This window comes from Paraliobacillus salinarum, from assembly GCF_014083865.1.
Lineage (GTDB): Bacteria > Bacillota > Bacilli > Bacillales > Amphibacillaceae > Paraliobacillus > Paraliobacillus salinarum.
This window is the reverse complement of record NZ_JACEFA010000002.1, coordinates 154,051-167,311: the sequence shown is the minus strand read 5'-3', so window position 1 is coordinate 167,311 and position 13,261 is coordinate 154,051. Positions and strand designations below refer to the sequence as shown.

13 protein-coding genes are annotated in these 13,261 nt (G+C 35.2%); 12 read left to right on the top strand and 1 reads right to left on the bottom strand.

Annotated elements, in window-relative coordinates:
* Window positions 1-2: 2 nt before the first annotated feature.
* The 3 genes from HP569_RS03585 to HP569_RS03575 all read left to right on the top strand — a co-directional run bounded on the left by HP569_RS03585 (window position 3) and on the right by HP569_RS03575 (window position 2,577).
* On the top strand, window positions 3-695 hold the full coding sequence (locus HP569_RS03585; RefSeq protein ID WP_182199779.1) for an acylneuraminate cytidylyltransferase family protein: 693 nt from the start codon (window positions 3-5) through the stop codon (window positions 693-695).
* Between the two features lie 604 nt (window positions 696-1,299).
* Window positions 1,300-2,205 (top strand): DNA/RNA non-specific endonuclease, encoded by a 906-nt coding sequence (locus tag HP569_RS03580; protein WP_246366906.1) that lies wholly within the window; start codon window positions 1,300-1,302, stop codon window positions 2,203-2,205.
* A gap of 96 nt (window positions 2,206-2,301) precedes the next feature.
* Window positions 2,302-2,577 (top strand): hypothetical protein, encoded by a 276-nt coding sequence (locus tag HP569_RS03575; protein ID WP_182199778.1) that lies wholly within the window; start codon window positions 2,302-2,304, stop codon window positions 2,575-2,577.
* 131 nt (window positions 2,578-2,708) lie between these two features.
* On the opposite strand, the gene HP569_RS03570 is transcribed toward HP569_RS03575, so the two are convergent.
* The gene (locus tag HP569_RS03570; protein WP_182199777.1) at window positions 2,709-3,677 is read right to left on the bottom strand and encodes a linear amide C-N hydrolase; all 969 of its coding nucleotides are present in this window, start codon (window positions 3,675-3,677) and stop codon (window positions 2,709-2,711) included.
* Between the two features lie 345 nt (window positions 3,678-4,022).
* Between HP569_RS03570 and HP569_RS03565 the strand changes: the two genes are divergently transcribed.
* The 9 genes from HP569_RS03565 to agaF all read left to right on the top strand — a co-directional run bounded on the left by HP569_RS03565 (window position 4,023) and on the right by agaF (window position 13,256).
* Window positions 4,023-4,241 (top strand): YuzB family protein, encoded by a 219-nt coding sequence (locus HP569_RS03565; protein WP_182199776.1) that lies wholly within the window; start codon window positions 4,023-4,025, stop codon window positions 4,239-4,241.
* A 26-nt stretch (window positions 4,242-4,267) separates the two neighbouring features.
* Complete coding sequence (locus HP569_RS03560; RefSeq protein ID WP_182199775.1) at window positions 4,268-5,830, top strand: sulfatase; 1,563 nt, start codon at window positions 4,268-4,270, stop codon at window positions 5,828-5,830.
* A 45-nt stretch (window positions 5,831-5,875) separates the two neighbouring features.
* Entirely contained in the window at window positions 5,876-6,874 is a 999-nt protein-coding gene (locus tag HP569_RS03555) for a tripartite tricarboxylate transporter substrate binding protein (RefSeq protein WP_182199774.1), read from the top strand.
* A gap of 64 nt (window positions 6,875-6,938) precedes the next feature.
* Complete coding sequence (locus HP569_RS03550) at window positions 6,939-7,436, top strand: tripartite tricarboxylate transporter TctB family protein (RefSeq protein WP_182199773.1); 498 nt, start codon at window positions 6,939-6,941, stop codon at window positions 7,434-7,436.
* A 15-nt stretch (window positions 7,437-7,451) separates the two neighbouring features.
* Window positions 7,452-8,948 (top strand): tripartite tricarboxylate transporter permease, encoded by a 1,497-nt coding sequence (locus HP569_RS03545; protein WP_182199772.1) that lies wholly within the window; start codon window positions 7,452-7,454, stop codon window positions 8,946-8,948.
* Window positions 8,949-8,974: 26 nt separating this feature from the next.
* Window positions 8,975-10,180 carry an ROK family transcriptional regulator gene (locus HP569_RS03540; protein ID WP_182199771.1) on the top strand — a complete coding sequence of 402 codons (1,206 nt, stop codon included), beginning with the start codon at window positions 8,975-8,977 and terminating at the stop codon, window positions 10,178-10,180.
* 82 nt (window positions 10,181-10,262) lie between these two features.
* The gene (locus HP569_RS03535; protein WP_182199770.1) at window positions 10,263-11,639 is read left to right on the top strand and encodes a sulfatase family protein; all 1,377 of its coding nucleotides are present in this window, start codon (window positions 10,263-10,265) and stop codon (window positions 11,637-11,639) included.
* A gap of 451 nt (window positions 11,640-12,090) precedes the next feature.
* Complete coding sequence (locus HP569_RS03530; protein WP_182199769.1) at window positions 12,091-12,816, top strand: GntR family transcriptional regulator; 726 nt, start codon at window positions 12,091-12,093, stop codon at window positions 12,814-12,816.
* 17 nt (window positions 12,817-12,833) lie between these two features.
* Window positions 12,834-13,256 (top strand): PTS galactosamine/N-acetylgalactosamine transporter subunit IIA, encoded by a 423-nt coding sequence (gene agaF, locus HP569_RS03525; protein WP_182199768.1) that lies wholly within the window; start codon window positions 12,834-12,836, stop codon window positions 13,254-13,256.
* The last annotated feature ends 5 nt before the right edge of the window (window positions 13,257-13,261 follow it).

Here is a 13,261-nt window from a genome sequence, read left to right as displayed (position 1 = left end):
AATTGAGTAATATTGCTATTATTCCTGCTAGAAGTGGTTCTAAAGGATTGCAAGATAAAAACATAAAGTTATTAAATGGAAAACCTCTAATCGCATATACTATCGAAAGCGCAATAAGTTCGCAGTTATTTGAAGAGGTTTTTGTTTCGACAGATTCTGAAGAGTATGCACAGATTGCACGTGAATGGGGGGCTAGTGTCCCTTTTCTAAGGTCAGAATTTCTTGCTTCTGATACATCATCATCATGGGATGTTGTAAAAGATACGATATTAGAATACAAAAAAACAGGAAGAGAGTTTGATACTATAGCATTGTTACAGCCAACTTCTCCCCTTCGAACTTCAAAAGATATAATTAATGGATATGATGTCTTTAACGGTAAAAACGCCAATGCTGTTGTTTCTGTATGTGAAGTTGAACATTCACCATTGTGGTGCAATATATTACCTGAAGATCATTCGCTTGAAGGTTTCATAAAGCAAGAGGCAGTGGGTATTCCAAGGCAAAGTTTACCAACTTACTATCGCGTAAATGGTGCCTTATATATAGTAGATAAAGATTATTTAATGATAACTGATAGTATATATAAAACAGGATGCTACGCTGCATTAATGGATAAGCAGAGCTCTATTGATATAGACGATATTATGGACTTTAAGATTGCGGAAACAGTAATTTTAAACTTACCAAAATAAAGTGAAAATTTGGTGGGGATAATTCGAGATTTAAGTAACAGATGTGGGAGCTGTTGATATTGTTTTTAGAAATTACAAAATTGATGAAATGACTAATTTTGCTAGTCTTTAGCTCTTCAACAACAGTGCACGGAGATAATAAAGTATCTTTTACAGAAACAATGACTCTCTTACTAACGACTAATCCATACAATGAGGTTGTTCAGTTAATTATGGACCCTTCTAATAACGTTAGAATTTGTGCAAATAATGGCCACACCCAGTCAAGAATTTTTTTTGAATTTGAAAACCCTATTTTAATGCCTAATCCTGATTATTACGGAAAATGCGAACCATCAAATTTTATTATTGTTAAACTAAAACATAAAATTGCAGGAACAGTCATATCTTGCAAAATCTATTGTTTTCTTATATCCTTTAATATAAGCAAGTGAGTTCTCTCTTAGGATTGGTTTTCGTCGACTTTTATTCTATAGAGGAGCTCACTTGTTTTGTCTGTTTACAACGAAAGCAAAAGATGCATTAATTATCGAATAGGAAAAGATTAATTCAGTTAAGAACGTGTGCATTTTTTACTGAACAAAATGATAGGAGTGCTCATGAATTGAGAAAGAACCTGAACTATTTAATGTTATTATTTATGGCAATTATGCTCGTTGGATGTACCAGCGGGGAAGAAACGACGACAGCTGCTGATGAACCAGTATTAGAAGAAGAGCCATCGAACGAACAACAACCAAATGAACCAGAAAATGAGCCGGCAGAAGATCAAGCGCAGGATGATCCTTTTGCAGGACGTGAATTGCTAGAAGTAGATGGTGGCGATTTGTCTGGTGACCGCGAAGCTAATGTATATGTGGATATTGGTTTTGGTGATCGAGAATATTGGGCTTTTACTAATGAATATGGACAGCTCGTTCGTGTGATTGCAGACGAAATTATTTTACAAGATGACGATAATGAACCGGTATTATCGTCTGGTAGATATTTTTCTGATGAAGCAAAAGTACCAGGTGTCGAAAGTCCAGTTTTAGATGAAGGGCATATTATTGCGGATTCGCTTGGTGGAGTTTCAAATGCTTATAATATTACCCCGCAAGATAGTACGCTTAACCGCCATGGTGATCAAGCTTATCTAGAGGATGCGATCCGTAAAGCGGGTGGTGCGACTGACTTTGAAGCAATCATTACTTATCCAGATACGAAAACGCAGATTCCATCTAGTTATCAATACACTTATACGTTAAAAGGGAATAAAGTCGTTGATACGTTTGACAATGTTGATCCGGATGAAGTGAATGAATCACTTGGTTTAACAGGTAGCGAACCTGACGAATCATCGAGCTCCAATACAGAAGACCGTGATATTTCCAGTATTGATACGAACGGAAATGGACAGGTGACGATCAAAGAAGCAAAAGAGGCCGGATTCAGTATGCCGATAACAAGTGACCATTGGCTGTACCCGCATATGATTGATAACGATGGCGATGGAATGGTTGGTGAGTAAGCTGCTGAAGTTTTGAAGTAGTATCTGAGTGTCGTGCATAAATTTTAAAAGAGTGGACAGTGTAACTAATGTAAAATAAACAGTGGAGGTTATGCTATGACACGAGGATTCTCTATGTCAGAACAAGATGTTGAACACCAGATCCAGTTAGCGATCAAGCAAGCTCAAATAGCGCAAGAAGCGATCCAACAAGCACAAGCAAACGGTGATCCAGAACATATGGAACATGCACAACACCAATTACGACAAGCGGAACAGGCTCTAGAGAATTGTGATAATCAAGTGGATCAAAAGGTAAGACACAATCCACAATTTCAACAGGCACAACAGCAAGTTCAGCAGTTACAGCAGCAAATAGAACAAACAGAATAGATACGAGTAGAAATTTGATTTTTCTATAAAACATAAGCTATCACACAAGGATACCCACACCTCTTGATTAGGTGTGGGTATTACTATGCTTAGACGATAATACTCTTAATTAAAGTGCGGTAGATCGCGTGCTAAATACTCATTTCTTTTTTTAGTGTTAAAAATGTTATTTCAGTTTTATCCATATAGTCTTTTAAATAGAAGGGCTGAATATTAATATGGTCATGACATTTAATAAAATAAGCGTTTTCTTTAGTGTCCATTACAGATGTATATAATGTTTCATCTTTCAATTTCTTCTCAGTTTCGATGACTGCTCCTGTAGGGATATCAAATTGAGATAAGATACGGAAATTTTGTAAGATCGCATCATGTCTATTTAATTGTTTTGGTGTATTAGCAACAAAATAAGCTGCGCGTACAAACCTGGAAGGTGGAGTAAAGTCTCCAGGAACACCTAACATGCCTGTTCCTTCACCAAGCTTGGACACAGTTGTTTCATTAAAAGTTGCTTTTTCTATATTTTCAGGTTGTAAGTGAAGATAATTCTTTAAGTTTGTTTCATGCCAATCAAATTCTGGTGCATTGGTTAACACGCCATATGGATTATCATAAGCAACTAACATACCATTTATCGGTTCCAGTACAACTTTCTCACCCGTTGCATCCATGAAGAAAAAGTGCATTGTAGTTGATGCGTCTTCTTTTGTTTCTCCATAAGCCGTAATATTCATTTTACTAGCTTCTTCTCTCACTTCTGCTACATTACTGCATCTAGTTAATAAATAATTAAATGCGTAGGAGGTGGTTAGGTTTATTTTCCCGTCTACTGCTTCCGGTGAAAAAGTGGCATAGTGAGGTAACAAGTTATTTGATCCCATTAATCCCATTTCATTAATACCGTCACCTAATAACTCAATTTTAGAAAAGGCACTTCCGATTGTTGCATATTTAGATGAGAATGTTGTGCCGATTGCTTTTATATAACCATCTACATCACTTGGTATATATGCTACTTCATTATCAAGTGTTACCCCGACTTCAAGTGTCCGTCCGAAAACAAAGCCTTCCTTATGAGAAAATCCAACCGTTGTACACATGTAATTCCTCCAATAGTTATTGTAGTTTACACTCTATTTTTTCTTTCAAGTAAAGATTTATTCTCATTATAATGGGAAGTTGTTTAATGTTAAAGAGATAGCACCTTTATAAAGTATATTAATTCCCGTTACATAATTTCAAAAAGAAATTAACTACAGGGGTAGGGGAGATAAAAAAATCATTTTTTAGTCTAAACGGACATTATTTGTAATAAAATAAGTCGTTTTATCTTTTTTTGAAAAATACATAATTTCATATTGATTTAAAGTTTATTATCAGTTAAACTGAAAATAAGTTTTTATGTAAGCGCTTCAAAATATAGAGTTATTCAGAAAGGTGTGCCTATGGAGACGCGAAAAGGAGCCATTAAACCAAGTTTTTCATTTTGTTTAACTAATCTTGATATGTATAGCGGAGTAGTGGAACAAAAGTTACGATATAAAGGGTTTAAAACGATTGAATTTCACTGTTTAGGTCTCTGTGCAGATTGTATGAATGGATCTGTTGCAATAAAAGATGAAAATGAGATAGTAAATCCTGAGGAGTGGTTGTGTTCTGAATAATTGCCTAAAGTAAGGAGTTTTGCAAAATGAATGTGATATGTTTATTGAGCGATACATTTCGAAGAGACCATTTAACATTTTATAATACTTTCAAACATGAATTTAAATTACCTAATTTACAACGGTTTGCAGAAATGAGCATAATTTTTGATAACGCATACATTGGTTCTTATCCATGTATGCCTGCGAGGCAAGATCTCTGGACAGGTAGGCTTAATTTTTTAAGACGAGGCTGGTCACCTTTAGAGTATAAAGAACAAGACTTAATCAATCGTTTGAAAGAACATGGTAAAAAAACAATGCTTGTTACAGATCATTATCATCTATGGCAAGCTGGTGCTGGAAATTATCACTATTCTTTTGATGGGATGGAATTTATTCGTGGACAGGAAAATGATAATTGGATCACAGACACAGATGTAGAAATTAGATGGCCTGCATCAAAAGAAAAATTGAGTCGTAATTGGGAAAAGTACGCAAGAAATACTGCCCATTTTTCTAAGGAAGAAGATTATTTTACGCCTAAGGTATTTCAAAGATCCATCGATTGGTTAGAAAATAATCAATCACTAGAAGACTTTTTCTTAATGATCGATCTATTTGATCCTCATGAGCCGTTTGATCCTCCTGAACCATACAATCGAATGTTTAATCCTGACTATACTGGAGAGGAGATAATCTGGCCGAGTTACGGTAAGGCGGATCGCTATACAAAGGAAGAGGTTAAGCATATCCATGCCTTATATAAAGGACATCTAGCATTAATAGATAAATGGTTTGGGAAAATGTTAGACAAATTAGAAGCATTAGGAAGAATGGAAGATACAGTTTTTATTATGACGAGTGATCATGGCTTTCTATTTGGAGAGCATAATTGGGTGGGAAAACACAGTCAGACATTATATAACCATATTACACATACCCCGATTATTATTTATCATCCAAAAGCGGAGTCGCATCGCGTAAATGATTTAGTTCAAATGGCTGATTTACATCCAACTATATTAGATGCACTTGATGTTCCTATTCCAGAAGACATACATGGTAGAAGCTTGTTGCCGGCGGTTTTAGATCATTCTACAGAAATAGTAGAGAAAGATAGTATTATCTATGGGGTTTTCGGTGGAGCGATTTATCTTACAGATGGGGATTGGGTGTTTGTCAAAAGACCTGAAAAATCCGGCCCTCTTTACTGGTATACTGATACTTTTTATCAAGTTTGGGACTTCGGTCAAAATATTAATATCAAAGAAACAAAAGAAAGGTTTCAGTCTTATGACCATGGCAGGTTTGAAGTAAATACAATGAATCAAGAAACATTGAAAGATGGTGTTGCACGTTCAGCTAAAAAAACAATGGAACGTTATCAAATGAAAACGGAACATGAGTTGGCTTTTAAATTATTGCATGATGAACTATATCACATTACATCAGATTATGAACAAAATCATAATTTAATAGATAAATACCCAGAAAAGGTAGAGTTTTTTAAATTAAAGTTAGTTGAGAATTTGCGCAAGTACAATGCGCCAGAAGAACAATATGATCGAATGGGTTTGAAAGACCATATGAATAAATTTAACGTTTAAACAACGCTAAATTATATATTTCAAAAAACAAAGGGGTGTTTTAGTATGAAGTTAAAAAAAGTATGGATAGCTTTGATGGGAATTGCGATGTTGTTCTTTGTTGTAGCATGCGGGAACGATGAGGAAACAGCGGGAGCGAATGAAGAAGGGGAAGAGCAAGCGTATCCGACAGACGATGTTGAAATTATTACACCATTTGGTGCAGGGGGAACAATGGATTTAGCAGCACATGCTATGACAAAAGAGTTCAAGAGTATTACCGGTCAAGCGCTAGTAGTAAAAAATATGCCTGGTGGGGCTGGTGTACCGCCAACAATGGAATTAATTAAAGCGGATCCTGATGGGTATACGCTAGCTATGTTACCTAGCGGACAACTATCCTTGCGTCCTTTATTACAGAAAGTCGAATATAGTTATCCGGATGATTTCACAACGATCTTAGGTGTTGGTGATTTCCAAATGCACCCAGTTGTTAAAGGTGATGCGCCTTACGATACAATGGCAGAAATGATTGACTATTTAAAGGAAAACAATGAAGAAGCTAGAGTTGGAACTCCGGGAGTAAACACTTTCAGTCATTTATTTGCAGAGCAACTGCATCAAGAAGCAGGCTTTAATTATAGACATTTACCTTTTGAAGGTGGCAAAAAAGTAGTATCTGCTATATTAGGTGGACATATTGAAATGGGTGTTATTAATGTATCTGATGTCTATCAACAAGTTGAAAATGGTGAATTAAAGATATTAGGTTTTCCTAGTGCAGAAAGATTTGAAAACTTCCCAGATGTACCGACATTAAAAGAACAAGGGATTGACATTGTAGGCGGACCAACTTTTGGTATATATGGACCTGCTGATATGCCAGAAGATGTGAAGAATAAGTTGAAAGATATTTTCTTAAAAACGATGGAATCAAAAGATTTTGTTCAGTTCGCTGAAAACAATAATATTCTAGTTACAAAGACGGAAGCAGAAGAAATGAAAGATCAAATCACTACGAATCAAGATAATCTAACAAATTTAATTGATCAAATGGAAGAATAATAGGATGTTTGGGGAAGGCTTAGCGGTCTTCCTCCCCCTATTTTTAATATGGAGGGGTTATATTATGGCTAAAGTATTGAAAACTCATGCTGATTCATTTGTAGTTATCCTTCTGGGCGTTTGTATCCTTTATATTGTATATTTTCAAACTTCTTTATCAGAAGAGCTGAAAACAGGTTTAGACAGTCCGGTATTATTTCCTAAATTATTAGCAGTTCTCTTAATTGGGCTAGGTTTATTACAAACCATTGTCCGACAAAAAAACATCGCAAATAACGATAGTGCATCTGTTGAAGATGAGGAAGAACTTGATGAAGGTGTAGAACCAAATAATAAGCGACTTTGGATAGGGATTGCTATATTAATTAGTTTTGTTTCTGTTATACCAATATTGGGATTCCTAATTGCTTCATTTTTAACGATGTTAGGTTTAGTCTATCTATTTAAAAAAGTTGAATGGTATAAAGCGGTGATATATTCATTAACCTGTTCATTAATTATTTGGTTTGCTTTTGAAACTTTTTTAAAAATCTCTTTACCAGTGGGCTTATTCGGAATATAGGAAGGGTGTTTAAAGATGGATAATTATATAGAAGCGTTCCAAACCTTAGCAGACCCTTACATTATTCTATTAATGATAATAGGTGTGTTAGCTGGTTTAATCATTGGCTCATTACCAGGATTAACTGACCCAATGGCACTTGGTCTAGCTATCCCTTTCACTTTTGGAATGGAACCTCTAGCTGGAATTTTATTATTACTTGCTATTCACTTTGGTGCAATTTATGGTGGTTCAATGACTGCTATTCTTATTAATACTCCAGGAACACCGGCTGGTGCAGCAGCTGCTTTGGATGGTTTTCCACTAACGAAAAAAGGACATTCGAAAAAAGCCTTACAAATGTCTGCGTTATCAGCTCTATTTGCTGCGCTTGTTTCTGTCTCTGCTTTAATGCTTATTTCGCCTATATTAGCAAAAGTTGCATTGAAATTTGGACCAGCTGAATATTTTGCTTTAGGAATATTCGGTTTGTCAATCGTTGCCGGAGTTGCAGGTAAATCATTATTAAAGGCTTTAATAGCTGCAACCATTGGTATATTTGTTTCAACTATTGGAGCAGATCCATTATTTGGTGTAGAACGTTTTACCTTTGGCAGTTATTATTTATATGAGGGAATTGATTTAGTTACTGCATTAATCGGTTTATTCGCTTTAACGGAAATTTTTAAAAGATTCCAGTATCCGCAGCAGATCGATTTAAACAAGATTAATGGTAATCTAAATAACAAAAATAAAGGTCTAAATAGAACAGAAATCAAAAAATCGTTAAAGACAATGTCGAAGGGAAGCGTTATTGGAGTATTAGTTGGTGCTCTGCCTGGTACGGGTGCTGTTATTTCGTCTTTTCTGAGTTATGGGGAGGAAGTCAGATCTTCCGAACATCCAGAAAAATACGGAAAAGGAGAATTGAACGGAGTTGCTGCGGCTGAGTCAGGAGCGATTGGAACTGAATCCGCTGCTTTTATTCCGTTATTAACATTTGGGATTCCAGGAGATGTTGCAACAGCGATACTATTAGGGGCATTTACTTTACATGGAATAAAGATTGGACCAGATTTATTTAATGGATCATCCAATTTATTATTAATGATTTTTATGGGGATTTTATTATTAGAAATCTTTGTATTCCTCGCTGGTTGGTATGGTTCGAGCTTAGTTACTAAAATAGTAAAAGTACCCAATGCTTATTTATTCCCTGTTATTACAGTATTAGTTGTTGCAGGATCGTTCGCATTAATGACTAGTTTATTTAATGTATGGGTGACACTATTCTTTGGGTTTTTAGGTTTTGTTATGATTAAGTTTGGATATCCTTTACCACCGTTATTACTAGGTATTATACTAGGACCAATTATCGAACATAATTACTTATTAGCTATTTCTTCAACAGGTGGGAATATATTTGAAGTAATATCCAGTCCGATTGCATTAAGCATCCTAATCTTAGCAATAATTATGATGTTCTTGTCATTTAGAATGAATAAAAATATTAAACGAGCGATAAAAAAGTAGTATCTATTGTGAAGGGATGAAATAGATTGAATAAACCATCACTGAGAAATGTGCATTATAATCAAATAATTAACTTGGTGAGAGATAATGGACCTATCTCACGTATTGAGATTTCTGAAAAAGTCAAAGTCCCCAAACCGACTGTAACCAGAATTATTAATAAGCTTATAAAGATGAATATTTTAAAAGAAAATGGATTGGCGCCTTCTAGTGGTGGAAGGAGACCTGTCTTATTAGAATTTAATAAAAATTGTTATTATTCGATTGGGTTTGAAATAGGTAGAACAAGTATGAAATTAGCCTTAACAAACATGGATGGTGAGATTTTAGCATTTAAAGAAAGTTCTTACCAGTTGAATGACCTTATTGATGATATACTTCAGTTTGCTAAGGGAGCAGTTAATGAGGTAATAGAAGAGGCAAAAGTAGATGCAGATCTGTTATTAGGGATGGGGATAGGCTTACCTGGTCCGGTCTATATAAGGGATAATAAAATATTGAAATCTCCAAACTTTATGCAAGGAAAAGAAAATGATTTGCCCGAGTTGCTACACCAACATTTTAATTTTCCAATCCAATTTGATAAAGATTCAAGTGTAGCTGCATTGGCTGAGAAATGGTTTGGCAAGGGGATTGGGAAGTCCAACTTTGTCTATGTCATGGCTGATGAGGGGATCGGATGTGGAATTTTCTTAAAGCATGAACTTTATAGAGGGATACATGGTGAAGCAGGTGGATTAGGTCATACAATTGTAGATATTTTTGGGAAAGAATGCACGTGTGGTAATTATGGTTGTTTAGAGACATTTGTTTCTCAAAAAATAATAATAGAGAATGTCAAATCTAGATTAAAGCTTGCATCTACAGAAGAAAGAGAATTATTTGACAGCATGGATCAGATATCAATGTCTAGTATTAGTGAAGCTGTGGAAAAAGGTTCCAGTATTGCGATGCAAACACTTAAAGAAGCCGGATTATATTTAGGGGTCGGGCTTTCGAATGTAATCAGTTATTATGACCCAGAAGTCATCATTTTAGGTGGGGCAATAGGTGCGTCACATCCAATATTAAAGGAAGCAACTAGTGAATCAATTAATCAAAGAGTAATAGGAACGTATGGAAAACAGATTGAAGTAACAATTTCAGAAATTAAAGAGAGCGCTGTGTTAGGTGCTGCAGCTTTAATTATTGATGATCATTTCAAAATTTTCTCGAACAGTCTTTATGTATAAATAAATCTATCTAGAATATGTGAAGGTGTAGGATGATGATACACCATTAAATGTTAGTGTTGTAAAAGGAGTGATAACTACTATGCAAAAGAATCAATCACCAAATGTCATTGTTTTTTTTACTGATCAACAGCGACATGATACGACAGGAGTACATGGTAACCCGCTTGATTTAACACCGAATTTTGATTACATGGCTAAAAGCGGTACACATATAGAGAAATCATTTACATGCCAACCTGTATGTGCACCCGCTAGATCAAGTCTTCAAACAGGATTATATGCAACAAATTCCGGTTGTTATAAGAATGGTATTCCTCTTTCAAAGGATAAAAAGACACTTGCACATTACTTCAAAGATGCTGGTTATCAAACGGGCTATATTGGTAAATGGCACCTTGGAGGAGAGGAACCGGTAACAGAACCGAATCGTGGCGGATACGATTATTGGCTTGGGTCTGAATTACTTGAATTTTCTTCAGATGCATATGATACGGTATTATTTAACAATGATAATGAGGAAGTTAAACTACCTGGTTATCGAGTAGATGCTATGGCTGATGCAGCAATTAGATATATTGATGACCATAAGAAAGATCCATTCTTTATGTTTTTATCTTTTTTGGAACCGCATCATCAGAATCATACGGACAATTATCCGGCTCCAAATATAGATAGAGATAAATATATAGGAAGTTGGACTCCTCCAGATTTAGAGTCATTGTCTGGTACATCTCCACAGCACTTGCCAGGATATTATGGTATGGTAAAACGTTTAGATGCGGCACTCGGAAGGGTTATGGATTCTCTAGAAAGTCTAAATCTTGCTAAGGATACGATTATCCTGTTTACTTCTGATCACGGAAACCATTTTAAGACTAGAAATGGAGAATATAAAAGGTCACCACATGATAGTTCTATTCGAGTACCAACTGCTTTTTGTGGTTCCATTTTTAATGGTGGTGGAACAATTGATAAATTAGTTAGTTTAGTAGATTTACCACCTACATTATTAGATGCTTGTGGTATCACTGTTCCTGAACAAATGGAAGGGCATTCTATTGTGCCTCTAGTACAAAGAGAAAAAATAGATTGGTCAGAAGAAGTGTTTGTTCAGATTAGTGAGTCACAGATTGGCCGAGCGATACGGACAGACCGTTGGAAATACGCCGTTTCCGCAAAGGGTAAAGAGGGAACAGAAGCACCAAGTTCAGATACTTATGAAGAAATATTCTTGTATGATTTAGATGCAGATCCTTACGAATTAACGAACTTAGTAGGGGTTCAAGCATATCGATCTATCGCTGATCAATTAAAAGATAGAATGCTTAAATACATTAATAGAATTGAAGGAGAAAGCCCGATAATTCATGATGCACCATCGCGTGAATCTCGTCAAAGAAGAGCTACAAAACAAGAAATATTTGATGACCATTGGAATGGATTAGTAGTGGAATAATCAATTTTTTTCTTATGACAGTATGACGAATAAGGCATTAATTCAGTGTAAAAAAATACATTTATTAACGTCACAAAACAATCAAGACGGGATATAACTAAAATTACGAGCAGTAAAAGGCGTATTATCATTCTTATTTTTAGAATGGCGATGCGCTTTTTCATTAAAGAAAATAATATAGCTATGGAAAGCATAGGTATTTCACAATAATGTTTGTCTTGTTAATAGAATTAATTATGTTTTGAAGAAATTAGTTCATTACATATTGCATACTTGTAGCTTTTTAAAAGTAGAATAATAAGTGTTAGGGGTCACAAAGCTTTTTTTAAAAAAGTGTGAAAAACATCCATTTTAGCTCTTGACAAACAAATGTAAACGCTTTAAAATTCGAAGTAAGTTAACTGGTTATAACATGTTATAACCTATAATGACAAGTTGAGGATGAATAAAGATGATAGATAAAAATAGTTCTGTTCCGTTATATAGTCAACTTGTTGACTTGTTGATTAACGAGATCACAGACCATTTAGAGCCAAATAGTAAAATGATGTCAGAAAGAGAAATTTGTGAGACCTATGATTTAAGTAGGACGACAGTAAGGTTGGCTTTAGCAGAGCTAGAGAATCTAGGATACATTTACAAGCGACATGGCAAAGGTACATTTGTTGCTGAATTGACTAGAGATCGAAAGAATTTGCTAGAAAGCTATAGTTTCACTGATTATATGCGCCAGTTAAATAAAGTGCCAAAAACATCAGTAGTAGAATTTGAGATTGTACCTTTATACAAACACATTGCCGAAGTATTAGGGTTGCGAGAAGGGGAATTAGCATATCGGATGGAGCGAATTAGATATGCAGATGGTGCCCCAATGTTGTTTGAGGTCAGTTACCTACCCGAATATTTGTTTAAATCATTGAGTAGAGAAATGTTAGACGAAAAGCCTCTATATGAAATTTTTAAAGAAGATTATCGACAAGAGGTAGCGATTGCTGATGAAGAGTTTGCGGCTAGTATTATGACAGATAAAGAATCCCGCCTACTGGAAACAATGACAGATGCTTTATGTTTAAGAATTCAGCGAAAGTCTTATAATAAGCAAAATGTCATGATCGAATATACGGTAAGTGTTGCTAAAAATGATGAGTTTGTTTATAGAATTAGACATTCAAGATAGAAGAAGGGAAGGATAGTATGATTGGAATAGTGATAAGTGGTCATGGTCAATTTGCTTCTGGAATTTATTCATCTATCCAGTTAATCGCAGGTGAACAAGAACACGTAAAAACGGTTGATTTTAAAGAAGGAATGAGTGCAGACCAGTTACAAATTGAATTAAGTCATGCAGCAGACGAAGTAGAACAAGGTGACGGGGTTGTCCTGTTTACAGATATACCCGGCGGGACACCATTTAATCAATCTGTTATTTTATCAACAGAAAAAGAGAATATAAAAGTAATCGCTGGAACTAATTTGCCAGCAATCTTAGATGGATTGTTCAGTCGTGGTGATGCATTAGATGCTTTTACCGATAAAGTGATTCAATCTGGTCAAACAGGTCTACAAACTTTTAAACAAAAAAAGAGACAAGAAGAAGATCTAGATGAAGGAATCTAATACAG